Below are 23,778 nucleotides of genomic sequence, written 5' to 3' on the forward strand. Positions count from 1 at the left end.
TCTCCCCGCGTTATTCAGGCGTAACGATCGGGAGGTAAAACATGGCGGAAGAGGAACAGCATATTGCTACCGAAGACGCCCGGTCAGGATCAACGCCACACATAGTCCGTTACATTCTCGGCATTTCCCTGCCCTTGGTCATCATCGGCATGCTGATCGTGTTGTGGAGCTATTACGGGTAATCATCATTGGTTCCGTACAGCAATGAGTATATAGGATGCGGACGCACATATGGCTTTGACGGCTTCGGTTCATGAGGCGCGGGCGACAGCCAGTGAGAGGGTTGTTCCCATGAGCGAAGGGCTTGGCCAAGAGGCGGAGCACCAGGAGGATAAGCGGGAGTCGCTGTCCGATACGGATTTCAAACGCGAGCTTGCAGCGGTCATTCCGCACTTGCGCGCTTTTGGTCGGTCGCTTTCGGGTAATCGCGACGTTGCCGACGATCTAGTGCAGGAGACGTTGTTGAAGGCATGGGCGGCGCGTGGCCGCTTTCAGGCCGGGACCAACATGCGTGCCTGGACCTTCATCATTCTGCGCAATCACTATCTTTCTCAGATGCGGCGCTCCCGCTTCCGCGGCGACTGGGACGACTTGACGGCGGATCGTCTTCTCGCCGCGCCTGCGGGACAGGATAAGCATGTCGAGCTTTCCGATATGCAACGCGCGCTGTTGCAACTGCCCCAGCCCCAGCGCGAGGCGTTGATCCTGGTCGGCGCCGGCGGCTTTGCCTATGAAGAGGCGGCAGAGATTTGCGGCGTCGCGGTGGGCACGATCAAGAGCAGGGTGGCGCGTGGTCGGGCGGCGCTAGAACAGATACTCGATAGCGGCGATTTGCCGTCGCGCCGTACCCAGGAGACGACCGATTCCGCCGTGCTCGACGAGATCATGGACGATGTCGATCGCCTTAGCCGCGGGCGGGAGACAAGACAAGATTCCGACCTGGATGCCGACTGATGTGTAAGGCCGGTTCCGGCGACCTTTCCCGGTGGGAAGGGCGCATGGGAGATGGACGATGGAGGAGGGTGATAGGAACGGCGGTCCTCCTCGAGATCAGGACCGTCCACACGATATGAGGCAGGCGGGGCGATTGCGCGGCACTGGCGTGATCTTCGCGCTGGTGACGATCGCCCTCATCTTGGCTATCACGTTCTTCTACCTCACCAAGGAACGTGAGGAAAAGGAAAGCCGCGTCATTACCGAAGCTGCAGAGTCCGCAGATAGTGCTGCCCGGGTGGTTGGAAATGCCGCGCACGACGCTGCTAACCGTCTCCGCCAGCGAAATTGACTTTAAGGGCGAGTCGATCGGACTTGTGCTTGTCAGCTCGCCAGTCATCTTCAGAAAATCTTTGGGATTTTCCTTCACGGTGCGTGCACTGTCGGATTTTCTTACACCCGATGTAAGCTGATCCGATGCCAATAAGCTGCTTTCGTTAGGCAGCAGCGGGATTGCGCGCGACCTATGATCAGGCTGTTCAAACATTATGTGCCGCACGCCGTGCTGCTATTGGGGCTGCTCGATCTGCTGCTGTTGCTTTCCGCTGCGGAAGCCGGATGGATATTGCGCGCCCAGCAGATCGGTATGGATGTCGATCCTATCCTGACCCGCGCCGCGCCGTTGCTGAGCTTTGCCTTGGCGATCCAGACCGCGATGATCGCAGTGGGCGTTTACGGAACCGGGGCGCTTCAGTCGATCCGCTTCGCCTTTGCGCGGCTACTCGTGGCGATTTCGTTGGGCGTCATATTCCTGTCGGTCATGCATTTTGCGCTGCCCGACCTGACATTGTGGCGGTCAAATTCCCTCTATGCGATGGGCCTTGCCATCCTACTCCTGCTGGCGGTGCGCCTTTTGCTGGGATCGATGCTGGGCGGAGAAGCCTTCAAGCGGCGGCTGGTGGTGCTGGGCGCGGGAAATCGGGCCAATCGCATCAAGGAACTGGAGCAGCGCAAGGGCGCAGGTTTCCTGGTTGTCGGCTACATTGCGATGAACGATGGTGCGCAGGTCATTCCGGAATCGATCAATCGCAGCGCCATTTATAATCTGGCGGACTTCGTGGTACGGCTGGGGGCGAGCGAGGTGGTGCTGGCGCTAGAGGAGCGGCGCAATGCCCTGCCATTGTCCGACCTGTTGCGGATCAAGACCACCGGCGTTCATGTAAACGAGATTTCGACCTTCCTTGAGCGGGAAACCGGGCGCGTCGATCTGGACAGCGTCAATCCCAGTTGGCTGATCTTTTCTGATGGCTTTTCCGCGGGACGCCGCCTGTCGAGCATCGCTAAGCGGCTTTTCGATATCCTCGCCAGTTCGATTCTGCTGCTGCTCACCGGACCCGTCATTTTGATCGCCGCGATCCTAGTGAAGCTGGATAGCAAAGGCCCAGCCTTCTACCGCCAACAGCGCGTCGGGCTTTACGGCGAAGAGTTCTGGATCGTGAAGCTGCGCACCATGCGGCAGGATGCGGAGGTTAGCGGACAGGCAGTCTGGGCGGAGAAAGACGACCCGCGCATCACGCGGCTGGGCTATTGGTTGCGCAAGCTGCGGATCGATGAGCTGCCGCAGACCTGGACGGTGCTGAAAGGAGAGATGAGCTTTGTGGGACCGCGTCCCGAACGGCGTCAGTTCGTGGACAATCTCGAACAGCATCTGCGCTACTATGCCGAACGTCATATGGTGAAGCCAGGCATCACAGGCTGGGCCCAGATCAACTATCCTTACGGCGCATCGATCGAGGACAGCCGCAACAAGCTGGAATATGACCTTTATTACGCCAAAAATTATACGCCATTTCTGGACCTGCTGATCCTGATCCAGACATTGCGGGTAATCCTGTGGCCTGAAGGCGCGCGCTGAGGCAGGGCGATGGGAGTTTTACTGCAATTTGTTGGGGATTGGGGCCATGCGCTCGCCGCCGTCCTGTTTGCGGCGATTGGCATATTTATCCTGCGCCGTCGCGAGGACGTGGTGGAGCAGCGCATGCTGGCGGTCGCTGTGCTGCTCACCTCCTGCTGGTCGCTTTATGTATCGTTCGGAGGCGTCGATAAGCCGCTGACCGGGATCGGCGAGAATATTCGTAATGCCGCCTGGCTGCTGCTGCTGTTCGTGATGTTGCGCAGGGAGGCTGCGGACCGGGCAGGATCGATGGTGGCGATCGGGTCAGTCTATGCCGCAGTGGCAGGCTTGATCCTATTGCAGACCTTTACCGACCTGATCTGGCGGCAACTGCCCAGCGCCAGCGACCTGCACCACAGGCTGGTACAGGTGTCCTTGAGCCTGCACATGATGACGGCGATCGGTAGCCTGATGCTGGTCCATCATCTCTATATAAGCTGGCCGCCACAACAGCGTGGCCGGGTGGCGCTGCTGCTCGGCGCGCTCGCGGCAATGTGGACTTATGATTTCAACCTCTATGTGATCGGCTATTTCGCGATCAACCGGGCCAATGAGCTTTACGCGCTGCGCGGACCGTTGATGGCGTTGCTGGCGCCCGTCATCGCGGCGGGTATGCGACGGGACAAGGCCCAGGTGCAACTCTCGCGCGCACTCACCTTTCGTGCGCTTTCGCTGATGTCCATCACGCTCTACGTCATTGTTGTGGCGGCACTGGCGGTGGCGATCGAGCTGATCGCTGGACCCTATGCGCGAGTGATCGAGATTGGTTGTGTCTTCTTCATGGCGGTAAGCGCCTTGGTGCTGCTGCCGTCGCCACGGATGCGCGCATTGTGGAAGGTGCAGGTGGCAAAACATGTCTTTCAGCATCGCTATGATTATCGCAGCGAGTGGATGCGTTTTGGCAACACGATCGGCAGGCCGGGAAATGACGCACCGCCGCTGAGTGAGCGTGTTGCGAAGGCGGTGGCGGACATCACCGATTCTCCTGCGGCCATATTGATGCTGCGCTCCGACGATGGCGCCCTGACTTTCGAGATGCAGTGGAACTGGGAAGGCGAACTGCCGGAGAATGCAGTCATCCCCCCGCCCTTGGCGCTTTTGATCGAATGCAGCGGGTGGATCATCGACATCGATCAGGGACCGACTCTGCAAGAAGCAGGTGAGATGCCCGATTGGATGCGGGCTGATAGCCGAGCCTGGGTACTGGTTCCGCTCATCCACTTCGGCCGGTTGATCGGCGCGATTCTGCTGGCGCGGCCTGCGATCGACCGGCGGCTGGATTGGGAAGATTTGGACATGCTGCGCACCGTGGGTCGTCAGGCGGCCAGCTATTTGAGCGAAGCGCAGGGGCAGCAGGCGTTGAATGATGCACAGCGGTTCGACGAGTTCAACCGCCGCTTCGCGTTCATCATGCACGACGTCAAGAATCTGGTGAGCCAGCTTTCACTTCTCGCCCGCAATGCCGAACGGCATGCCGAAAACCCTGATTTCCGGGCCGACATGGTGCTGACGTTGAAGGAGTCGGTGGGCAAGATGAACGATATGCTGGCTCGCCTGTCCCAGCATCACAAGGCGCGCACGGAAGAGCCACGGCCTATGTCGCTGGGTGAGGTGGCGAGCAAGATAGCAAACAGCCGGTCGCGTCAGCATGCGATCCGTCTTATCGGGGCGGCGCCCCTTGCTCTGGCTGATCCGGCACGGGTGGAACAGATCATCGTCCATCTGCTGCAGAATGCGATTGACGCGAGTGACGCCGGTCATCCGGTGGAAATTCGCCTTGGTGGCGATGAGCGAAGTGCCACCGTTGATGTGATCGACCAAGGGCGCGGTATGACCGCCGAATATATCCGCCGTGATCTGTTCAAGCCCTTTTCGTCCAGCAAGGCCGGTGGTTTCGGCATTGGCGCCTTCGAAGCACGAGCGCTGGCGCAGAGCATGGCTGGCAGCATCAAGGTGGAAAGCAAGCCGGGCGTCGGCAGCCGATTTACGCTGTGCCTGCCGCTGGCGTTGAGCCAAGAAACTAAGGGGGAGGCAGCCTGATGAGCGACATGCGACCCAAGTTGCTGATCGTCGAGGATGACCCAGGGCTCCAAAGGCAATTACGCTGGGCCTATGAGGATTATCAGCTGTTCATCGCTGGCGATCGTGAGGAAGCGATCGAGATGTTGCGGGCCGAAACGCCCGATGTCGTGACATTGGACCTTGGTTTGCCGCCTGACCCCGATGGAACTAGCGAGGGCTTCGCGACGCTGGCGGAGATGCTGCAGATCAAGCCGGACACGAAGATCATCGTCGCGTCCGGCCATGGTGCTCGGGAAAGCGCGCTGAGCGCCATTTCAAGCGGAGCTTATGACTTCTATCAAAAGCCTGTCGATATCGACGAACTCGGCTTGATCGTCCGTCGCGCCTTCCACGTCCATGCGCTAGAGAAGGAAAATGCCCGGCTGGCGGAGGCTGCCCCAGAGGATGCGCGCGTGCTGGGGCGGCTTATCACCGCAGCCCCGGAAATGATGAAGGTCGCCCGGACCATCGAGCGGGTTGCGGCGACGCAGGTTTCGGTGCTGCTGACCGGCGCAAGCGGGACTGGCAAGGAATTGCTGGCTCAAGGGCTGCATGATGCGAGCCCCCGGCGCGGAGGTCCCTTTATAACGATCAGTTGCGCAGCGATCCCTGAGGATTTGCTGGAAGCCGAATTGTTCGGGGGAGAGGCAGGCAAAATTGCGCTCGCACATGGCGGCACGCTTTTTCTGGACGAAGTGGGCGACATATCACCGGCGCTGCAGATGAAGCTGCTGCGTTTCGTGCGCGAGCGGGTGGTGGGGTCCGAAGGCGGGGAGCCGCTGGTGGTGGACACGCGCATCGTTTGCGCGACGCATCATGATCTGGAGGCGATGATCGCTGCAGGCGCTTTTCGTGAGGATCTCTATTATCGGTTGGCGGAAATCGTGGTGCGGATACCAGCGCTGAAGGAGCGGCCCGGGGACGCTGCGCTGCTGGCGCGCCATTTCCTGAGCCGTTTCGCTAAAGATATGAACCCGCAAGTCAAAGGGCTAGCGCCTGATGCGCTCGCCGCGCTCGATGCCTGGGCCTGGCCGGGAAATGTGCGCGAACTGGAAAATCGCATCAAACGCGCAGCGATCATGGCGGACGGTAAATATGTCACGGCCGCCAATCTGGACCTTGACGGCGATCGACTGGAGGGAGGCGACGTCGTGAACCTTAAGGCCGCTCGCGAACTAGCGGATCGGCGCGCGATCCGCCGGGCAATTGCGCGGACAAATGGCAATATCTCAGGCGCGGCGAAGATGTTGGGGATCAGTCGGCCGACGCTATATGATTTACTCAAACAGTATCAAATGCAGGGCTAGCCCACCGGACTCATTACTCGCGACCGGAATTTTAGGCGATGCGTTGAACTGCGCCCTCAAACCCGTCGCAGGTCTAGATCCTCGGCGGAAATGCCCAAGCGTTTGATCTGTTCTGCAACCGGCGGCCAGACAGTGTCCAGGAAGCGACGGCGTTCCGCTTCACGCAGGCGGCGGGTCGCGCCTTCCGCGACAAACATACCTACCCCGCGCTTGACCAGCACTAGGCCATCGTCCTGGAAACTTTGATATGCCTTGGCGACCGTCAGCGGATTGGCGCCTTCTTTGGCTGCGAGCGCCCGCACAGACGGAAGCATATCGCCATCGCTGTAGCTGCCATCGAGTATCGACGCCGCGATGATGTCGCGCAGGCGGAGATAAACGGGCTTGGAGTCGTCAGCCATAGGTGCATCGGTGCCATAATACAGCGAAGCAGGTCAAGGCGAGCGCCCGGTCGTGGCCGAGAGTGCCCGTAACTAGCTGTTCCAGACGGAAACTATCTCGTCATAAACCGGCCGGGGCCGTTCCTCCTGCGGCTTGCCGGGGGTGCCGATGAAAATGAATCCGGCAATCCGTTTGCCTGCCGGGGCGAAAGCGGCGCGGACATCTTCATTATAAGCGGGCCAGCCAGTCAGCCATCCGGCCGCGAAACCCAGCGCGTGGCTCGCGTGGAGCAAGTTCATGATTGCCGCCCCGGAAGACAGTTCCTGTTCCCACACAGGGATCTTACTACCTAGGACCGGAGCGGATAGCGCCACGACCAGTGTGGGCGCCTGATGTGCGAATTGGTGCATCGCCTCCAGCTCCAACCGTCCAGCATCCGGCTTCTCCCGGCGATAGGCGCTGACCAGCAGATCTGCGAGGCGACCGCGCTGGTCCAGCGGAACGATGACGAAGCGCCAGGGGGCGAGCTTCCCATGGTCTGGCGTTCGCAGGGCGATCTCCAATATCTGCTGCAGCTGTCCGGCGTCGGGGCCCGGCGCGATGAGGTCGCGAGGCTTGCCGGACCGGCGGGTGCGTAGGAGCGAAAGCGGAGTGGAGGCGTCGTTGAACATGGCGATCCAGATGGCGCGGCAGCGCTCGGCGCGCAAGGGCCTCCCTGCTTTGACAGCCCCGTGATTTCCGCTCTACTTTACGCACAGCATTTGGCCGGACAGGATAGGGATGGCGAGCTCACCTATGAACGTAGCGCCCGCAGGCAAGACCTGGCTTGGCCACCCGCGCGGATTGTTCCTGCTGTTCTTTGTGGAAATGTGGGAACGCTTCTCCTTCTACGGCATGCGTGCGTTGCTGATCTTCTATTTGACGCAGCATTTCCTTTTTTCCGATCGAGACGCGGCGCACTCCTATGGCGCCTACATGTCCCTAATCTACATCGCGCCGCTGATGGGCGGCTATCTGGCCGACCGCTATCTGGGGCAGCGCAAGGCGGTGCTGTTCGGCGGCATCGTTATCGCAATTGGCCATATCATCCTGGGCCTTGAGGCGGACGGATCAGCCGACAGCATGGGCCTTGGCCTGTTCTGGTTGGGGCTTGCGACGGTGATCATTGGGACAGGATTTCTGAAGGCCAGCGTTTCGGCGCTGGTGGGCCAGCTTTATCCGCGAGACGATATGCGGCGCGATCCCGCCTACACGATCTTCTACATGGGCATCAATGTTGGCGCCACGATCGGCCCGGTGATCTGCGGCTATTTGGGGCAGCGCTGGGGATGGCATTGGGGTTTCGGTGCGGCTTCAGTCGGGATGATTGCCGGCGTCATTGGCTTCGCCCTAGCCAAGCCGCTGCTGCAGGGCGGGGGAGAGCCGCCCAATCCGCAACAACTCGCTGAGCGGGTTGGCGGGATCATCAGCCGGGAATGGCTGGTCTATCTGTCGAGCCTGCTTGCCATCCTGTTGTGCTGGGTACTCATCCAGCAGCATGCCGTCGTTGGATGGATGCTGGCCGGGGCAAGCGTACTGATGGTGCTCTACATTCTGTGGGAAGCGTTCGGCCGGATGGAGCGCATTGGCCGCGACCGCATGCTGGCGGCGCTGTTCCTGCTGGTCATAAACCCACTATTTTGGGGCCTCTATGAGCAGACGGGGTCGTCGCTCAGCCTATTTACTGATCGTTACGCTAGCAGGCATATTCTCGGCTTCGACGTACCTGCATCGATGTTTCAGTCGGTCAATGCCGCCTATATCCTCATCTTTGGACCTGTGATCGCGGCGCTGTGGATCGCACTGGCGAAACGGGGGCGGGAGCCTTCCACGCCCGCGAAGTTCGGGCTGGCGCTGGCGCTGGTTGGTGCGGGCTTCCTGATCCTGGTAGCGGGAACCGGCGCGCCCGGGACGCTGACGCCCGTGCTGTTCATCTTCCTTCTCTATCTCTGCCACACCCTGGGCGAGCTATGTCTGTCGCCGGTGGGGTTGTCGGCCATGTCGAAGCTCGCCCCTTCGCGGATGATCGGCCTGATGATGGGGATATGGTTCCTGGCGATGGCGCTTGGCGAATATGCCGCCGGGATGATCGCCGCGGCTACGGGGGGCGAGGCAGGCGCGGCTTCGCGCGATGGCGTTCTTTCGGTTTATAGCCAGATTGGCTGGTGGTCGATCGGCATCGGCATAGTGGTCATGGCGATCGCGCCCCTAGTGAAGCGTCTGATGCATGCGGACCAATTCGGTGGCGAAGAAGGCGCCGAGGCCGAAGCTCAGCGCGAGAGCTTCGCCATCGTCGATCGCGAAGGTGAAGCGCAGACCTGAACCATCAGGAGGTCGCGCCCCATATATCGGTGACTCGGACGAAACCGCGCTGCCCACCTACATCAAAGCCGCACCAGCTGTCGCTGCATGATGACAACCGGCCGACCACGCCCTTTTCCGCGCGGAAGACGGTGCGGGCGCCCTCGCTTGCGGACTGGCGCATCGGAGCGATCGATGCCGTAACAATGGCCGTGGGTGTGTCGCTCAGCAGACGGACGTGCATCCAACCTTGAGCGCCGCTGGGGTCCTCTATCTTGCGCCAGAGGCCAAGCACCTGCACGACCTTCACTGGCAGGTCGCGACGGCGATAGACCCAGCTGGATGGATAATCGAGGCTGGGGCCGACGCGCATCCGCGCCTCGTCTTGACTGAGCGAGGCCCAATAAGGGACGGGCTTGGCTGGTGAGGCGGATGTGCCGCTTGCAATGCATAGCGCGGCGGCGGCGATGCCTGCGCGCGGCAAATAGCCCTTCATGCCTGATCTTTTCCCTTCATGTGCCCGGCCCTTTATAGCGGCTGACAGAGGCGACCGACAACCATTGTCTTTGGCGGGAAGTACAAGGTGCTTGACCATCGCTGCCACCAGGAATAGCGGCCAAGCATGGCCAAGAAACCGCGTCCCGCCAAGCCGCGTGTCGTCGTGACACGCCGCCTGCCTCCCAATGTGGAGGCGCGGATGGCCGAACTGTTTGACGCGGTCTTCAATGTTGGCGACGTGCCGATGGATCGCACGGCGCTGACCCGCGCCATGGCGCAATGCGACGTGCTGGTGCCCGCCGTCACCGATCAGATCGATGCAGCGCTGATCGCGGCTGCGCCGGAAAGGCTGCAGTTGATCGCGAGCTTTGGCAGCGGCGTTGATCATATCGATCTCGGCGCGGCGCGGCGGAAGGAGATCATCGTCACCAACACACCCGGCGTGCTGACCGAAGATACAGCCGACATGACGATGGCGCTGATCCTGTCAGTGCCCCGCCGGCTGGCGGAAGGGGAAAAGCTGGTGCGGTCGGGCGCTTGGCCCGGCTGGAGCCCTTCGGGTATGCTGGGACATCGCATCGGCGGCAAGAAGCTGGGCATCATCGGCATGGGCCGGATCGGCCGGGCGGTGGCCAAGCGCGCGGCTGCGTTTGGGCTGTCGATCGCTTATCACAATCGTCACCGCTTGCCGTTTGAGGTGGAGCAAGAACTGAGCGCCACCTGGCATCCCGAGCTGGATTCTCTGCTGCGCGAAAGCGACATCGTGTCGATCAATTGTCCGCTCAATGCAGACAGCCGGGGCATGATCGATGCGCGCCGCATCGCGCTCATGCGGCCGGACGCCTATCTCATCAATACTTCACGTGCCGAGATCACGGATGAACCAGCGCTGATCGCGGCGCTGGCCGAGGGCCGGATCGCAGGGGCCGGGCTCGACGTATATACGCATGAACCTGCGGTCGATCCGCGGCTGCTGGCGCTGTCCAACGTCGTGCTGTTGCCTCATATGGGATCGGCTACTTTCGAGGGACGGGACGCAACGGGCGCGCGAGTGATCGCGAATATCCGCAGTTGGGCAGACGGACACCGGCCGCCTAATCAGGTGCTGGAAGGCTGGATCTAGCCACCCAGCGGGTCGAGGGTGCCGAGCGCAGCGACCAACGCCAGGATACCCAAAGCCATGATCGTTTCAAAGGTCAGCGACATACGCAACCGAGCCTGGGCAGGTGCCAGGTCGCCGGAATTGGCGGCGCGCGTGAGGGCTGGCGTCAGGCGCCAGCGATTGGCTGCGGCCAGGATCAGCATACCGCCGAACAGCGCGATTTTCGCCAGCAGCAGCCAGCCATAGAGGCTGTGCAGCAGGAGCGGGAGATTGGCGAAGCCAACGATCATCACGCTGTTGATCGCACCGCTGACGATGAGGGTGATCACGAACAAGGTGCCGAACAGCGAAAAACGATGGAGCATGAGTGCAGTCTGCTCTGTTTCCTGCACATCCGATGCACTGCAGAAAATTCTGGTTAGTAGAGCGAGCAGCGCGCCCACCCAAGCGGACGCGGCGAGGATGTGAAGGACGTCCGCCGCCCGGTGGACCGTTCCAGCCACGCCTTCGGTTGCGCCTGCATGACCTGACCAGGCGAGAGTGGCTGCTGCCACCGTTGCGAGCAGGGCGATGGTGACGGGTGGTCCGTCCGCTCTCCGCGAGACGAGGAGAAGCACTAGGATCAGGAGCAACGCGACCGCGCGCACGCCCAAGAGCGGGCCGATCATGGTCTCGCGCAGTAGGATGTCCACCACGCTCCAGTCAGAAGCGAACAGGGAAGTTCCAGCCATAGCGGCAGCGCTGGCGAGCAGCCATAGCGCCGAAAAGGCAATGCCGCCAAAGGCAAGCACTGCCAGAATGCCGCGGGCTTCGGCACCAGTGCCCTTGCGCATGCTCCACCAGAATAGTGGGAGCCCAGCGAGAGCCGCTAAGTCGGCGTAAAGGCCGAATCGCGTGGCGACGAGGAGCCCGTCGATCGGCACGGGTTACTTTACCGAGAAACTGTATTTGCCCGCGATCTTATGTTGATCAGCGCCGACGATATGCCAGCTAAGATCATAGCTACCCGCCGGAAGCGCGCGGGGTAGGGTGATGGCCAAGGTTTTGCCATCGCCTTCAACAGCAGTCTTGAAGCCCTTGATCGGCATCGGCGCATGATCGGCCATCCCCGGCATGCCGGTCATGGTGAGATCGACGCCGCTCAGAGGAGCGAGCAGCTTTTCGGAAAAAGTCAGCGTCAGCTTGTTCGGTTTGGCGACGGTGGCGTTCGCGGCAGGGTTAGAGGAAAGCAGCTTGGGATGCGCCATAGCCACGGCGGGGAGGGTGGCAAGCGCGACGGCGGCGGTGAACAGGATACGGCGCATGGAACTCATCTCCAATCGGGTTGCGATTAGGGATATTACGCGGCGGATTATGTCACCCCTCGACGGACGTGCATAAATTTTTGCATGAGGGATTGGCGGGCGGCGAGCGTATCCTGGGCGTGTATAGGGAGTGTGAGTGATGAGCGACCTTGATCAATGGCTTGGCCAACTCCGCGCAGCGCCAACGGATCCTCGTCTCGCGATGATGGATGAGGCGGTAATGGCAGGCGTTGCCCATCGCCGGGAGCGTGCAGTTGCGCGGCGCAGTCTGGCGCTGGCGGGGATCATGGCCATTGGCGTTGGCTGGGTCAGCAGCGTGGTGCCGGGTAGCCCGGCTCAGGCAGCGTCGCAGCCAGTAGTGATTGGCATGTCCGATTACGCGCCGTCACGTTTGTTGGGCCAGTAAATGGTGAAGGGGGCAGGACGATATGGGCTGGTCGCGCTGGTCGCCTTTGCGGCGGCTTTGGCGGCGGTGCTGGTGGCGCGCGTCTGGATCGCTCCGCAGCCTCGGGTGGAAAGCGAGGTCCACTCCCTCATCCACAAGAAGTTGAAGCTGGACGAGAGTCAGGAACGGCGCATCCATGCGCTGGAGGCGGATTTCGCCAAGCGGCGTGCTGCGATGGAAGCGGAGATGCGCGCCGACAACGCCCGGCTGGCGCAGGCGATAGCGGCCGAGCATGGCTATGGCCCTCAGGTGAGCGAGGCGGTCGATCGTTCGCATCATGTCATGGGGATGCTGCAGAAAGAGACGCTGAAGCATATCTTCGCCATGCGTGCGGTGCTGCGGCCCGATCAGGCCGCGCAATTTGATGCCGCGGTCGTCAAGGTTCTGACCGACCCAGGGCGGTGAACCTGCCGCTTTCCCAACAAAGCGACGCCGAGCTGGCCTCGTCGGCGCTTGCCGGGCAGCAGAGCGCCTATGGCGAGCTGATGCGACGGCATCGCGACGGTGTATTCCGGCTAGCGCGGGGGCATGTCGGCGACGCGACCGAGGCGCTGGACATCACGCAGGAAACATTCATTGCCGCCTTCGCTGCGTTGACCCGCTATGACGGCGCGCGCCCTTTCCGGCTGTGGATTGCGCGGATCGCGATCAACAAATGCCATGACTGGGCCAGGCGGCGGGCGGTGCGGCGCTTCTTCACCTTCGCCCGACCCATTGAGGAAGCTGTTGCCGTCGCGGATGACGCGTTGACGCCGGAGCGCGAGCTTCAATCGCGCGCGGAACTGGCCCAGATCCATGCAGCGATCGCGGCACTGCCTGCCAATCTTAAAGATGTGCTGTTGCTGCGGACCATCGAGGGAATGAGTCAAGCGGAAGCGGCGCAAGCGCTGGGAGTGAGCGAAAAGGCCGTGGAGACACGCCTTTACCGGGCGCGCAACAAATTGGCCGAACAATTGAGGGATGTCGGCGTGGTCCGCGTATAAGGGGGATCATCCCTTTTGCAGAGCATTTCATGCCCTTGTCCCTACCTGATATTGATCGCCGCAGCTTGATCCGTGGTCTGGGCGGCGTTGGCGGCGCGCTGGCGCTGGCCCGTGTCTTTCCAGCTTGGGCGCATAGCGGCACGGCTGGGCTTGCGCCTGCGCCCGGTGTGCTGAGCGGCGAGCAGATTGCATTAAACGTGGGGGAGAGCCACTTTTCGATCGGCGGGCGCTCGGCCCATGCGGTAATGATCAACGGCACGCTGCCCGCGCCGCTAATCCGGTTGAAGGAAGGGCAGAATGTCCGACTGTCCGTCACCAATCAGCTGAAGGAAGACACATCAATCCATTGGCATGGATTGATCGTGCCGTTCCAAATGGACGGAGTGCCGGGAGTAAGCTTCCCCGGTATCCGGCCCGGTAAGACCTTCACCTATGAATTTCCGATCCGCCAGTCTGGCACCTATTGGTATCACAGCCATTCGGGGATGCAGGAGGCAACTGGCCACTACGGGCCGATCGTGATCGATCCCGCGGGCGTCGATCCTGTGCAAAGCGAGCGCGAGCATGTGATCGTCCTGTCCGACTGGAGTCCGGTCCATCCGCACGTGCTGCTGAAGCGGCTGAAGCAATCCGGCGGCTATTTCAACATGCAGCGGCAGACGCTGGCGGGTTTGATGGCCGGCAAGGACCAGAGCGCGAAGGAGCGGCTCGAATGGGGCGCGATGCGGATGGACCCGACTGACATTTCCGACGTCACCGGCTCCACCTACAGCTTCCTCGTCAACGGCCATGGCACGGCGGAGAATTGGACGGGGCTGTTTATGCCCGGTGAGCGCGTGCGGCTGCGAATCATCAATGCCTCGGCCATGACTAATTTCAACGTACGGCTGCCGGGACTGTCGATGACGGTGGTGCAGTGCGACGGCCAGCATGTCCAACCCGTCGAAACGGACGAGTTTCAGATAGGCATCGCCGAAACCTATGATGTGGTGGTGCAGCCCAAAGAGGCGAAGGCTTATGGGCTGATTGCGGAGGCGATCGATAGGTCCGGGCTGGTGCGGGCGACTTTGGCGCCGCGCATCGGGATGGTGGCGGAGGTGCCGGCGGTGCGCGAAAGGCCGCTGCTGGGCATGAAGGATATGGGCATGGACATGTCCGGCATGGACATGGGACAGGGAGGCGTCATCGACCTCAGCCAGCCTGCCAATGAAAGCATGGCGGGGCATTCGATGAAGATGCTCGATCCTTCTGTCGCACCCCAGGTGAAGATGGGGCCGGGCGTAGCGACGCTCTCCCCCATGCCCGCCGATCGGACGGCGGATCGACCGACCGGGCTGGAGAATGTCGAGCATCGGGTGCTGACCTATGCTGATCTGAAGTCGCTGGAACCTTTCAAGGATACGCGGACGCCGACGCGGACATTAGACATTCACCTCACCGCGAACATGGAGCGCTATATGTGGTCCTTCGACGGGGTGAAGCTGTCCGACGGTGCTGAGCCGATCGCCTTCCGCCATATGGAGCGGGTGCGCGTGAACCTGATCAACGACACGATGATGCCGCATCCCATTCATTTGCACGGCCACTTCTTCCAACTGGTGACCGGTGCGGGTGCGCATGATCCGGTCAAGCATACGGTGAATGTGCTACCCGGGGGGAAGGTGAGCTTCGACCTTACCGCTGATGCGCTGGGGGATTGGGCGTTCCATTGCCATATGCTGATGCACATGCACAGCGGGATGATGCGCGTCGTGACCGTGCGGCATGAAGGAGGGACGGCATGAAGATGCTGATTTCCGCCGCCACATTCCTGCTGGCATCCGCTTCGGTTCCTGTATGGGCGCAGGAAATGGATCATAGTCAGATGGACCATGGAACTGTCGGACCTGCCGAGCAATCGGAGGCGCAGGATCACCCAGCCCATCAGGCCGCAGAATCGCCCGCTGCGGCCGATCCTCACGCCGGTCACACCATGGCGGCCCCCGGCGACGCCATCCCCAAGGGCGAGGCGCCGCCCGCCCCGACCGATCATGCCGCCGAAGCTTTTTACAGCCGGGCGGACATGGCGCGAGCGCGTGCCGCGATGCTGAAGGAAAGCGGCGGCATGACCTTCTCGCAGATCATGCTCGACCGGCTGGAATATCGCATGGGCAAGGGTGCGGACGGCTACCATTGGGAAGGCGAAGGCTGGGTCGGCGGCGACATCAATCGCTTCGCCTTCAAGACCGAAGGTGAGGGCGAAATTGGCGGCCGCCTGGAAAGCGCGGAGGTTCAGGCGCTTTACAGCCGCGCCATCGATCCCTGGTTCAATCTGGAAGCGGGGGTGCGGCACGATTTCCGGCCCGACCCCGACCGGACCTATGCGGTTGTCGGTATCGAAGGGCTTGCCCCCTACTGGTTCGAGGTTGGGGCACAGGCTTTTCTGTCCACCAAGGGCGACGCGCGTCTGCGGTTGGAGGCGAGCTATGACCAGCGCATCACGCAGCGTCTGATCCTGCAGCCAGCCGCCGAGCTAAATATAGCTGCGCAGGATGTGCCCGAACTTGGCATTGGTTCGGGCCTCTCCGATGTCGAACTGGGTTTGCGACTGCGCTATGAATTCGCGCGGGAATTCGCGCCCTATCTGGGGATCAATTGGGAGCGGAAACTCGGCGATACCGTGCGTTTGGCGCGGGCAGAGGGGGAGGGTGCATCGACTACGAGCCTGGTCATGGGCGTACGATTCTGGTTCTAAAAGCCGGTGCGGCATGATCTGCTGCAGCTTCAAGACAACTTATCATGATTGGCGGCTTAGCGCCGTTGCTTCGCGCTTATGCTCTGCCGATCGCGGCTAATCTGATCTTGGACAACAATTGATCAAGGTAGATCGTGGGCCACGCCTTCCTCTGTTCCCTCATTGGCATTTGCGCTCTCGCCGCGGCGGAGCCCGTGTTGGCGCAAGAGCCCGCCGAAGAGGACAAGGCTGCGCTCAGCGGCGGCTTCGACTTCATTGAAGTGCGCGCAGGCAAAGGCGACGAGATATTCCTGTGGGACGGCAGCTTTTCCTACGGTGACAGCACCGACCAGCTGATGTTGATGGTGGAAGGTGGCGGGGCGGTCGGTAATCGTATCGACGATGTGCAGGCGCGGCTTCTCTATGGCCGATCCATCAGCGACAATGTCGTGCTGCTGGCGGGGGTACGGCATGATTTCCAGCCTCATCCGCATGACAGCTACGCAATGGTTGGTGTGCAGGGGTCGATTGGATCGCGCGTGAGCTGGGAGGGCTATGCTTTTCTGTCCGACGATGGGCTGGTGACCGGAGACGCACAGGTCATTTATCAGCTGCCGATTACGGATAAGATCTATATCGAGCCCCGCGCCGCGATTGCCTGGTCAGCGCAGAGGGTGGAAGCGGACGGCGTGGGCGCTGGTTTCACTGACGCGGAGGCGTCGGTGCGGCTGCGCTTCCGCCTTAATGACAAGATCAACGCCTTTGTCGGTGTGGCGCATGAGCGATTGCTGAGCGACAGCCGCGAGCTTGCTCGCGCGCAGGGCGAGACGCTGCAATCGACGATGGCGGTCGCAGGCTTCGGCTTCAGCCTTTAGCGAGATACCGTTCGGCGAGCGCGACATGCAGACGGATGCCGATGCCCAGCACATCGTCGTTAAAGTCGTAATGCGGGTTATGGAGCGGCACGGAGCCTTCCGCTTGCGCTTGGCCTAGCCAGATATATGCGCCCTTGCACGCTTGCAGCATGAAAGCGAAGTCTTCCGAGGTGAAGGCGGGTTCGGGCGCCAGTTGCGCAGTTCCTACTGTCGCGGCGGCGTCCAGCGCTTCCTGCGCGGCTTCTGCATCGTTGATCGTAGCGGGATAATAGCGCTGATAGTCGACCGTCGCGGTCACACGATTGGCGAGCGCCACCCCTGCGGCGATGCTACGGATCGCATCTTCGATCACATCCTGCACATTGGGGTCGAAGGTGCGAACGGTGCCGCTGACCTTCACCTCTGCCGGGATCACATTATGCGTGTGGCCGCCGTGTATCTGGGTGATCGACAGCACTGCCGAGGCGGTTGGCGCGATGCGGCGCGCGACGATGCTGTTGAGCTGCGTCACCAAGCTGGCTGAAGCGAGAATGGCGTCCGGCGTGTCCTGCGGGATCGCTGCATGGCCGCCGCGGCCTTCCAAAATGATTTCGAACTTGTCGGCAGCGCCCATGATTGGACCGGGACGCGTGGCGACCGTCCCAGCGGGCAGGTCCGGCCAATTGTGCAGGCCGAAGACGCGGTCGCATGGGAAGCGCTCGAACAGCCCCTCCTTCACCATTTCGCGCGCGCCGCCCAGGCCCTCTTCGGCGGGCTGGAAGAAGAAGTTTACGGCGCCGTCGAAGTTGCGGCTTCGGGCGAGGTGCTGCGCTGCGCCCAGGAGCATCGCGACATGGCCATCATGACCGCAGCCATGGAAAGTGCCTTCGGTCTTGCTGGCATAGGGCAGGTTGGTTTGCTCATGGATCGGCAATGCGTCCATGTCGGCGCGCAGCCCGATGCTGCGGGTGGAAGTGCCGTTCCGCAATACTGCAACGACGCCGGTGCCGCCGATCCCCTCATGCACTTCGAGACCCAGCGCCCGAAGTTGCTCTGCGATACGGCCCGCCGTTCGGTGTTCGCAAAAACCCAGTTCGGGATGCGCGTGAATGTCGCGGCGGAAAGCGATCAGGGGTTCGAGAAGGTCGTCGATCATTTCTGTTCGCCGAAGAGATGCTGGATCGGATAGTGATGCTTTATGAAAGGCGATTTGATCACGACATAGCTGAAATATTTTTCGATCCCATAGTCGCTTTCCAGCATTCCCTCGATAATCGACTGATAATGGGCGACGCCTCGCGTCACGAACTTCAGCAGATAGTCATAGCCGCCGCTGACGAGATGACACTCGACGATCTCGTCCAGCTTGCGGATGCGCGTCTCAAAGCGGGAGAAGTCGCCCGCCCGATGTTCCGTCAGGGTGACTTCAGTGAAGACGGTCAGGAATTCGCCGAGCTTGTGCAGGTTGATATGAGCGCCATAGCCGGTGATGTAGCCCGCCTTTTCCAGCCGCTTGACGCGGGTGAGGCAAGGGCTGGGCGACAGGCCCACCGCGTCGGCCAGTTCGACATTGGTGATGCGGCCGGATTGCTGAAGCTGCGTCAGGATCTTGAGGTCGATCCGGTCCAGTCTTGGGCCACCCAACATGCGCTTGCTCCCCCCTGTTTCTTATCCCACCGCCGCGCGAATATCTGCCTCTTCCAGCAGATCGTCGAGCGTTTTCCGAATGCGTGCGAAGATCTCGTCCATCTCCTCATCCGACGCGCAGAGAGCAGGGGCGAGGCCGATAATGTTGTCGGGAAAGGAACGGAAGATGACGCCGTTCTTATAGCCTTGCGCGAAGAGGCGGTCGGGGATTTTGAGGGCGGAATCCAGCCGTGCCTTGCTGTCCTTGTCAGCCACAAGCTCGATCGCGCCGAGGAGCCCGCGACCGCGTGTGTCGCCTACCAGCGGATGGTCCGCGATGGCATTGAGGCCCGCGGCGAAGCGCCTGCCGACGCTCCGCCCGTTCGCGAGGATGCCGCCTTCAGTATAGAGGCGCAGCACTTCCAGGCCCACTGCCGCGCTGACGGGATGTCCGGAATAGGTGAAGCCGTGTCCGATCGCGAGTTCAGGGGCGGCTCCGTTGGCGATGCCCTGATAGACTTTGTCCGACATGAGCAGTGCGCCCATCGGCGCGTAGCCGGCAGTCAGGCCCTTGGCGAGCGTCATGAGGTCGGGGGTGACGCCTTCTTCCTCGCAGGCGAAGAGAGGGCCGGTGCGGCCGAAGCCGGTGATGACTTCATCGGCGACGAAGAGGATGTCGAGTTCCGTGCATGTGTCGCGAAGGGCCTTGAGCCAGCCCTTGGGCGGAACGATGACGCCGCCCGAACCCTGGATCGGTTCGCAGAAGAAGGCGGCGACATTATCCGCGCCCAGTTCAGCCACCTTGTCCTTTAGCTGCTGAACCGAGCGAGCGATGATCGCGGCGTCGTCGGTTAGTTCGCTGCGATAGGGGTAGGGCGAGGGAATATGATGCTGCCAGGCGTGGGGCAGATCGAACAGGCGGTGGAAATTTGACAGGGCGGTCAGGCCAGCGCCGGTGGTGCTGGAGCCGTGATAACCGCGGTCGAGGGCGATGAATTGCTTCTTGGAAGGACGGCCGATGGCGTTGAAATAATGGATGATGTAGCGAATTGCAGAGTCTACAGCGTCGGAGCCGCCCAGGGTAAAGTAAACATGGTCCAGTCCTTCGGGGCTGAGGTCTGCTAGCTTCTGGGCCAAGCGAACTGTTGTTTCGCAGCCGAAATGAAAATATCCGGTCGCATAAGGAAGCTGGCGCATCTGCGCGGCGGCGGCTTCGACGATGCTGTCCTGACCATAGCCGACATTGACGCACCAGAGGCCCGCGAAAGCGTCGAGCAGCTGATTGCCGTCCATGTCCGTCAGCCACATGCCCTTACCGCTTTGCAGCAGGGTCGCGCCGCGCGCTTCATGGGCGCGGAAGGAGGTGACGGGATGGATCAGATGGTCGCGGTCGATATCGAGCAGGGACCGGTTCGATTTCAGCGTCATCGGGTAACTCGCGGTGTTGTCTGTTGGAGTCAGACTAGCTCGCTGTGATGGCCGGATTAGCCGATTTCATAGGACGGATGGGAAGGGCGCGGTTTTTTGGGGAAGTGGTGCGGCATTTTGTGCTGCGGGATGAAATGCCCGCATTCGTCACCCCGGACTTGATCCGGGGTCCCGCTGCCCGGTTAAGGTGCAGGCTTGAAGAGAAGGGGAACCCCGGGTCAAGCCCGGGGTGACGGCTGTGGTGGTTAGCCCAATGCCTCTGCGATCGCCTTGCCACATTCCACGGTGCTGGCCTTGCCCTTTAGGTCGCCGGTCCGCAGTGCCGGTTCAGCGAGTACCGATTCCACCGCGCGCATGATGGCGGCGGCGGCTTCCGTTTCGCCCAGATGTTCCAGCATCATGGCGGCGGACCAAATCTGGCCGACCGGATTGGCGATGCCCTTGCCCGCAATATCGGGGGCGGAGCCGTGGACCGGTTCGAACAGGGATGGCGCGGTGCGATCGGGGTTGATGTTGCCCGATGGGGCGACGCCGATGGTGCCGGTGCAGGCGGGGCCGAGATCGGAGAGAATGTCGCCGAAAAGGTTGGAGGCGACAACCACATCGAACCGATCGGGGTTCAGCACGAACTGAGCGGTCAGAATGTCGATATGATATTTGTCGTGGGTGACGGTGGGGTAGTTTTTCGCCATCTCCTCCACGCGCTCGTCCCACCAGGGCATGGTGATGGCGATGCCGTTGGACTTGGTGGCGGAGGTGACATGTTTGCGCTCCCGCGTCGCCGCAAGCTCGAAGGCATAGCGCAGGACGCGGTCGGTGCCGTGGCGCGTCATCACCGTTTCCTGGATCACGACTTCGCGCGCGGTGCCGGGGAACATCTTGCCGCCGACCGAGCTATATTCGCCCTCCGTATTCTCACGCACGACCCAGAAGTCGATATCGCCCGGTTCACGGCCCACGAGTGGGCAGGGAACCCCAGGCATCAGGCGAACGGGGCGCAGGTTGACATATTGGTCATATTCGCGCCGGAACTGGAGCAGCGACCCCCAAAGCGAGATATGATCGGGCACCGTATTGGGCCAGCCGACCGCGCCGAAGAAGATCGCGTCCGGGTTGCCAATCTGCGCCTTCCAGTCATCGGGCATCATCTGGCCATGCTTGGCGTAATAGTCGCAGCAGGCGAAGTCCTGCCATTTCTGCTCGATCGAGAAGCCGTAGAGGCTGGCGGCGCGTTCCAGGATACGGATGCCTTCGGGCATCACTTCCTTGCCAATGCCGTCGCCGGGGATGACGGAGATGCTGTAGTTGCGGTTGGCGGACATGGCCTGCTCCCGTTCGCCCTGGGCCTATCGAAGGGCTGTTCTTTATTGAGAAGTAGAGGGCTTCGACAGGCTTAGCCCGAACGGAGAAGATGTGGGTTTGATGGACGTTAGAGCTTCAAACCACCGACATGGAATGTCTTAGTCTCCAGATATTCCTCGATCCCCGCATGCGCGCCTTCGCGACCAAGGCCGGACATCTTTACGCCGCCGAAGGGGGCCATCTCCATCGAGATGCCGCCGGTGTTGAGCGCCACCATACCTGCTTCCAGCCGCTCCGCCACGCGGAAGGCGCGGTGCAGATTTTCGGTGTAGAAATAGCTGGCGAGGCCATAGCTGGTGCCGTTGGCGATCTCGATCCCTTCCTCTTCATGGGTGAAGCGGAACAGGGGCGCGACCGGGCCGAAGGTTTCTTCATCAGCGAGGCGCATGTCGCGGGTTGCGCCGGTCAGGATGACCGGAGTGGCGAAGCGTTCGCCGGTTGCCCCTTCCGGAGCCTGGGCGAAAATCTTTGCGCCATGGGCGAGCGCGTCATCGACATGGGCCTTCACCTTTTCGACCGCTGCGCGGTTGATGAGCGGGCCGATGGTGCTGCCCGGCTGATCGCCCGGCGCGACCTTTAGCGCGGAAACGGCCTTGGCGAGGCGTTCGGCGAAGGCGTCATGGATGCCGTCCTGCACCAATATGCGATTGGCGCAGACGCAGGTCTGGCCCGCATTGCGGAACTTGCTGGCCATGGCGCTGGCGACGGCCAGGTCGAGATCGGCATCGTCGAACACGATCAGCGGCGCGTTGCCGCCAAGTTCCAAGCTGAGCCGCTTGATGGTGTCGGCCGACTGCCGCATCAGCAGCGCGCCGACGCGGGTGGAGCCGGTGAAGGACAATTTGCGCACGATCGGGCTGGACGTCATGACGCCGCCAATGGCGGTGGCGTTGCCGGTGACGACGCTGAAGACCCCTGCGGGGAAGCCTGCATCCTCCGCCAGTTTGGCGAGGGCCAGAGCGGAATAGGGGGTGAGTTCGGACGGCTTCACCACGACCGGGCAACCGGCCGCCAGGGCGGGCGCGCATTTGCGGGTGATCATCGCCGCCGGGAAATTCCAGGGAGTGATCGCGGCGGAGACGCCCACCGGCTCCTTCATGACGAGGATGCGGCGATTGGCTTCGGGCGCGGGAATGATCGCGCCATCAATGCGGCGGGCTTCTTCCGCGAACCATTTGATGAAGGTCGCGGCGTAGCGAATCTCGCCCTCCGATTCCGCGATAGGTTTGCCCTGCTCGGCGGTCATGATGCAGGCGAGGTCGGTGATATTGTCCAGAACCAACGCGTGCCAGCGTTCGAGCAATGCAGCCCGGTCGGCGGCCGTGCGGGCGCGCCAAGCCGGGTAGGCAGCCTCTGCGGCGGCGATGGCGGCCTGCGTTTCCGCCTCTCCACAGTCGGGAATCGTGCCTATCACCGCGCCGGTCGCCGGATTATCGACCGGCAGGGTGGCGCCAGACCGAGCACCGGTCCATTCGCCGCCGATGAAGGCGCGTTCGATCAGCAGCGCGGAATTGTTGAGGGAGAGAGTCATCCGAGGGCCTGCGTCGTAAGAGAGAAAATCCTGAGCTCGGGGTCCGCCTTCGGGTGCTGGCCACGAGTCATGCGCATGACGCGGCCAACGCAGGGTAGGCCAAGTTCATCAAGCCAGCCGGAAAGGCCGCTTTCTTCCGGCACATCGAGGCGGCAGAAGATGCCGCTGTTCGAGCCGAGCCAGTGCGAAATCAGCGCCTTCGCGCCGCCGGTGTCCGGCGCGATGGTGGGGCCGACGACATAGCCCCGGCCGAAGCGGCGGAAGAGGGCAAAGCCTACCGGCTCATTGCTGCGCGTCAGCACCACGCCCTGCGCGCCCGGCACCAGCGCATCGAGCAGCTTGTCGCGGTCCATGCCGGTAGCGCGGCGAGCGAGGGTGCGCAGAACGTCCATATCCTTGTTTCCCAGCGGACGGACGCGTTCGTCGGGGATGAGTTCCGCCATGGGGACGGCAAAGGCCGCGCCCTGGTGCTGAAAGATGGAGCCCATCGGTTCAAAGCCCATCTTGCGATAGAGCGGCAAGCCTTCATCCGTGGCGTTCAGCATCACCGTGTGGCCCTTCAGATCATCCAGCACCGCGTCCATCAGACGGCGGCCAATGCCCATGCCCTGCGCGTTGGGCGAGACGATAACCATGCCGAGAGTGGCGGTATCTTCCCCATAGAGCCAGCTCATCGCGGTGCCGACGATCTCGCCATCGCGCTCCGCTACATAACCGGAGCCAAGCGAGAACATCATCTCCCAATCCTCGATCCGGTGCGGCCATTTCTGTTCGTGGGAAAGGTCGTGGGCGGCGGCCAAATCCTCGGCGGTCATGCGCCTCAGGTCCACCATCGCCTCTATGCCTGTCGCCATGCGTGTTGCTCCTTGGCGGATAGGGAAACCGCCTCTGGTTCATGAATCGATGAACGGATATTAGGGTGCGCGGACAAGCATTGGCTGCTGCCTTCTCATTTT

The 23,778-nt window shown here is 61.8% G+C and carries 25 protein-coding genes; 14 read left to right on the plus strand and 11 right to left on the minus strand.

Going from position 1 to position 23,778, the window contains the following annotated elements; genetic code table 11:
• The first annotated feature begins 41 nt into the window (after nt 1–41).
• The 6 genes from ACFO3E_RS08165 to prsR all read left to right on the plus strand — a co-directional run bounded on the left by ACFO3E_RS08165 (nt 42) and on the right by prsR (nt 6,255).
• Entirely contained in the window at nt 42–182 is a 141-nt protein-coding gene (locus tag ACFO3E_RS08165; RefSeq protein ID WP_197486302.1) for a hypothetical protein, read from the plus strand.
• 109 nt (nt 183–291) lie between these two features.
• Nucleotides 292–954 carry a sigma-70 family RNA polymerase sigma factor gene (locus ACFO3E_RS08170; RefSeq protein ID WP_066524310.1) on the plus strand — a complete coding sequence of 221 codons (663 nt, stop codon included), beginning with the start codon at nt 292–294 and terminating at the stop codon, nt 952–954.
• 133 nt (nt 955–1,087) lie between these two features.
• Nucleotides 1,088–1,285 (plus strand): hypothetical protein, encoded by a 198-nt coding sequence (locus tag ACFO3E_RS08175; protein WP_380803666.1) that lies wholly within the window; start codon nt 1,088–1,090, stop codon nt 1,283–1,285.
• Between the two features lie 174 nt (nt 1,286–1,459).
• Nucleotides 1,460–2,848, plus strand: a complete 1,389-nt coding sequence (locus tag ACFO3E_RS08180) for a TIGR03013 family XrtA/PEP-CTERM system glycosyltransferase (protein WP_380803668.1) — start codon at nt 1,460–1,462, stop codon at nt 2,846–2,848.
• Nucleotides 2,849–2,857: 9 nt separating this feature from the next.
• A complete protein-coding gene (gene prsK, locus ACFO3E_RS08185) occupies nt 2,858–4,927 on the plus strand; it encodes an XrtA/PEP-CTERM system histidine kinase PrsK (protein ID WP_066524305.1) in 2,070 nt (689 codons plus the stop codon).
• Nucleotides 4,927–6,255 (plus strand): PEP-CTERM-box response regulator transcription factor, encoded by a 1,329-nt coding sequence (prsR, locus tag ACFO3E_RS08190; protein ID WP_066524303.1) that lies wholly within the window; start codon nt 4,927–4,929, stop codon nt 6,253–6,255. Before prsK ends, prsR begins: the two co-directional genes overlap by 1 nt.
• 56 nt (nt 6,256–6,311) lie before the next feature.
• On the opposite strand, the gene ACFO3E_RS08195 is transcribed toward prsR, so the two are convergent.
• Entirely contained in the window at nt 6,312–6,656 is a 345-nt protein-coding gene (locus tag ACFO3E_RS08195; protein WP_066524302.1) for a GntR family transcriptional regulator, read from the minus strand.
• Between the two features lie 72 nt (nt 6,657–6,728).
• Entirely contained in the window at nt 6,729–7,307 is a 579-nt protein-coding gene (locus ACFO3E_RS08200) for a nitroreductase family protein (protein ID WP_066528576.1), read from the minus strand.
• 109 nt (nt 7,308–7,416) lie between these two features.
• Between ACFO3E_RS08200 and ACFO3E_RS08205 the strand changes: the two genes are divergently transcribed.
• Nucleotides 7,417–8,997, plus strand: coding sequence for a peptide MFS transporter (locus tag ACFO3E_RS08205; RefSeq protein ID WP_380803673.1), 1,581 nt, complete (start codon nt 7,417–7,419; stop codon nt 8,995–8,997).
• A gap of 4 nt (nt 8,998–9,001) precedes the next feature.
• Here ACFO3E_RS08205 and ACFO3E_RS08210 read toward each other — a convergent pair whose 3' ends face one another.
• Nucleotides 9,002–9,472: an SH3 domain-containing protein gene (locus tag ACFO3E_RS08210; protein WP_380803675.1), complete on the minus strand. Its 471-nt coding sequence runs from the start codon at nt 9,470–9,472 to the stop codon at nt 9,002–9,004.
• Nucleotides 9,473–9,598: 126 nt separating this feature from the next.
• Here ACFO3E_RS08210 and ACFO3E_RS08215 point away from each other — a divergent pair, with 126 nt between their 5' ends.
• Nucleotides 9,599–10,597, plus strand: coding sequence for a 2-hydroxyacid dehydrogenase (locus ACFO3E_RS08215; protein ID WP_066524298.1), 999 nt, complete (start codon nt 9,599–9,601; stop codon nt 10,595–10,597).
• On the opposite strand, the gene copD is transcribed toward ACFO3E_RS08215, so the two are convergent.
• Together copD and copC are read right to left on the minus strand one after the other, a co-directional pair.
• Entirely contained in the window at nt 10,594–11,499 is a 906-nt protein-coding gene (gene copD / locus ACFO3E_RS08220; protein ID WP_380803678.1) for a copper homeostasis membrane protein CopD, read from the minus strand. The two genes, ACFO3E_RS08215 and copD, sit on opposite strands and share 4 nt — an antisense overlap.
• A 3-nt stretch (nt 11,500–11,502) precedes the next feature.
• Nucleotides 11,503–11,880, minus strand: coding sequence for a copper homeostasis periplasmic binding protein CopC (copC, locus tag ACFO3E_RS08225; protein WP_066528572.1), 378 nt, complete (start codon nt 11,878–11,880; stop codon nt 11,503–11,505).
• A gap of 139 nt (nt 11,881–12,019) precedes the next feature.
• On the opposite strand from copC, the gene ACFO3E_RS08230 reads away from it, so the two are divergent.
• From ACFO3E_RS08230 to ACFO3E_RS08255, 6 genes are all read left to right on the plus strand, one after another.
• On the plus strand, nt 12,020–12,286 hold the full coding sequence (locus ACFO3E_RS08230) for a hypothetical protein (protein WP_380803681.1): 267 nt from the start codon (nt 12,020–12,022) through the stop codon (nt 12,284–12,286).
• Nucleotides 12,287–12,730 (plus strand): periplasmic heavy metal sensor, encoded by a 444-nt coding sequence (locus ACFO3E_RS08235; protein WP_066524295.1) that lies wholly within the window; start codon nt 12,287–12,289, stop codon nt 12,728–12,730.
• Entirely contained in the window at nt 12,727–13,308 is a 582-nt protein-coding gene (locus tag ACFO3E_RS08240; RefSeq protein ID WP_380803684.1) for an RNA polymerase sigma factor, read from the plus strand. The genes ACFO3E_RS08235 and ACFO3E_RS08240 overlap by 4 nt, the downstream gene beginning before the upstream one ends.
• Nucleotides 13,309–13,337: 29 nt before the next feature.
• Nucleotides 13,338–15,092 carry a copper resistance system multicopper oxidase gene (locus tag ACFO3E_RS08245; RefSeq protein ID WP_380803686.1) on the plus strand — a complete coding sequence of 585 codons (1,755 nt, stop codon included), beginning with the start codon at nt 13,338–13,340 and terminating at the stop codon, nt 15,090–15,092.
• Nucleotides 15,089–16,042, plus strand: a complete 954-nt coding sequence (locus ACFO3E_RS08250) for a copper resistance protein B (RefSeq protein ID WP_380803689.1) — start codon at nt 15,089–15,091, stop codon at nt 16,040–16,042. The genes ACFO3E_RS08245 and ACFO3E_RS08250 overlap by 4 nt, the downstream gene beginning before the upstream one ends.
• Nucleotides 16,043–16,239: 197 nt before the next feature.
• Entirely contained in the window at nt 16,240–16,896 is a 657-nt protein-coding gene (locus ACFO3E_RS08255; protein WP_197486301.1) for a copper resistance protein B, read from the plus strand.
• Here the strand turns inward: ACFO3E_RS08255 and ACFO3E_RS08260 are convergent.
• The 6 genes from ACFO3E_RS08260 to ACFO3E_RS08285 form a co-directional block, all read right to left on the minus strand.
• On the minus strand, nt 16,886–18,031 hold the full coding sequence (locus tag ACFO3E_RS08260; RefSeq protein WP_380803692.1) for a M20 aminoacylase family protein: 1,146 nt from the start codon (nt 18,029–18,031) through the stop codon (nt 16,886–16,888). The genes ACFO3E_RS08255 and ACFO3E_RS08260 overlap by 11 nt on opposite strands.
• Complete coding sequence (locus tag ACFO3E_RS08265; protein ID WP_066524286.1) at nt 18,028–18,522, minus strand: Lrp/AsnC family transcriptional regulator; 495 nt, start codon at nt 18,520–18,522, stop codon at nt 18,028–18,030. Before ACFO3E_RS08265 ends, ACFO3E_RS08260 begins: the two co-directional genes overlap by 4 nt.
• Nucleotides 18,523–18,543: 21 nt before the next feature.
• On the minus strand, nt 18,544–19,929 hold the full coding sequence (locus tag ACFO3E_RS08270) for an aspartate aminotransferase family protein (RefSeq protein ID WP_066524280.1): 1,386 nt from the start codon (nt 19,927–19,929) through the stop codon (nt 18,544–18,546).
• Between the two features lie 245 nt (nt 19,930–20,174).
• Nucleotides 20,175–21,251, minus strand: a complete 1,077-nt coding sequence (locus ACFO3E_RS08275; protein ID WP_380803696.1) for a tartrate dehydrogenase — start codon at nt 21,249–21,251, stop codon at nt 20,175–20,177.
• A 107-nt stretch (nt 21,252–21,358) separates the two neighbouring features.
• A complete protein-coding gene (locus ACFO3E_RS08280; protein ID WP_066524276.1) occupies nt 21,359–22,822 on the minus strand; it encodes an NAD-dependent succinate-semialdehyde dehydrogenase in 1,464 nt (487 codons plus the stop codon).
• A complete protein-coding gene (locus ACFO3E_RS08285) occupies nt 22,819–23,676 on the minus strand; it encodes a GNAT family N-acetyltransferase (protein WP_380803699.1) in 858 nt (285 codons plus the stop codon). Before ACFO3E_RS08285 ends, ACFO3E_RS08280 begins: the two co-directional genes overlap by 4 nt.
• Between the last annotated feature and the right edge of the window lie 102 nt (nt 23,677–23,778).

The organism is Sphingobium tyrosinilyticum (assembly GCF_042654265.1).
In the GTDB taxonomy this organism is placed as follows: domain Bacteria; phylum Pseudomonadota; class Alphaproteobacteria; order Sphingomonadales; family Sphingomonadaceae; genus Sphingobium; species Sphingobium tyrosinilyticum.

Bases quoted from the DNA above. Each gene is read 5' to 3' on its own strand.
- ACFO3E_RS08180 (WP_380803668.1), top strand. From the start codon at position 1,460: ATGATCAGGCTGTTCAAACATTATGTGCCGCACGCCGTGCTGCTATTG.
- ACFO3E_RS08205 (WP_380803673.1), top strand. From the start codon at position 7,417: ATGGCGAGCTCACCTATGAACGTAGCGCCCGCAGGCAAGACCTGGCTT.
- prsK (WP_066524305.1), top strand. From the start codon at position 2,858: ATGGGAGTTTTACTGCAATTTGTTGGGGATTGGGGCCATGCGCTCGCC.
- prsR (WP_066524303.1), top strand. From the start codon at position 4,927: ATGAGCGACATGCGACCCAAGTTGCTGATCGTCGAGGATGACCCAGGG.
- ACFO3E_RS08215 (WP_066524298.1), top strand. From the start codon at position 9,599: ATGGCCAAGAAACCGCGTCCCGCCAAGCCGCGTGTCGTCGTGACACGC.
- ACFO3E_RS08270 (WP_066524280.1), bottom strand. From the start codon at position 19,929: ATGACGCTGAAATCGAACCGGTCCCTGCTCGATATCGACCGCGACCAT.
- ACFO3E_RS08245 (WP_380803686.1), top strand. From the start codon at position 13,338: ATGCCCTTGTCCCTACCTGATATTGATCGCCGCAGCTTGATCCGTGGT.
- ACFO3E_RS08235 (WP_066524295.1), top strand. From the start codon at position 12,287: ATGGTGAAGGGGGCAGGACGATATGGGCTGGTCGCGCTGGTCGCCTTT.
- ACFO3E_RS08165 (WP_197486302.1), top strand. From the start codon at position 42: ATGGCGGAAGAGGAACAGCATATTGCTACCGAAGACGCCCGGTCAGGA.
- ACFO3E_RS08200 (WP_066528576.1), bottom strand. From the start codon at position 7,307: ATGTTCAACGACGCCTCCACTCCGCTTTCGCTCCTACGCACCCGCCGG.
- copC (WP_066528572.1), bottom strand. From the start codon at position 11,880: ATGCGCCGTATCCTGTTCACCGCCGCCGTCGCGCTTGCCACCCTCCCC.
- ACFO3E_RS08260 (WP_380803692.1), bottom strand. From the start codon at position 18,031: ATGATCGACGACCTTCTCGAACCCCTGATCGCTTTCCGCCGCGACATT.
- ACFO3E_RS08275 (WP_380803696.1), bottom strand. From the start codon at position 21,251: ATGTCCGCCAACCGCAACTACAGCATCTCCGTCATCCCCGGCGACGGC.
- ACFO3E_RS08210 (WP_380803675.1), bottom strand. From the start codon at position 9,472: ATGAAGGGCTATTTGCCGCGCGCAGGCATCGCCGCCGCCGCGCTATGC.
- ACFO3E_RS08170 (WP_066524310.1), top strand. From the start codon at position 292: ATGAGCGAAGGGCTTGGCCAAGAGGCGGAGCACCAGGAGGATAAGCGG.
- ACFO3E_RS08280 (WP_066524276.1), bottom strand. From the start codon at position 22,822: ATGACTCTCTCCCTCAACAATTCCGCGCTGCTGATCGAACGCGCCTTC.
- ACFO3E_RS08285 (WP_380803699.1), bottom strand. From the start codon at position 23,676: ATGGCGACAGGCATAGAGGCGATGGTGGACCTGAGGCGCATGACCGCC.
- ACFO3E_RS08195 (WP_066524302.1), bottom strand. From the start codon at position 6,656: ATGGCTGACGACTCCAAGCCCGTTTATCTCCGCCTGCGCGACATCATC.
- ACFO3E_RS08230 (WP_380803681.1), top strand. From the start codon at position 12,020: ATGAGCGACCTTGATCAATGGCTTGGCCAACTCCGCGCAGCGCCAACG.
- ACFO3E_RS08265 (WP_066524286.1), bottom strand. From the start codon at position 18,522: ATGTTGGGTGGCCCAAGACTGGACCGGATCGACCTCAAGATCCTGACG.
- ACFO3E_RS08250 (WP_380803689.1), top strand. From the start codon at position 15,089: ATGAAGATGCTGATTTCCGCCGCCACATTCCTGCTGGCATCCGCTTCG.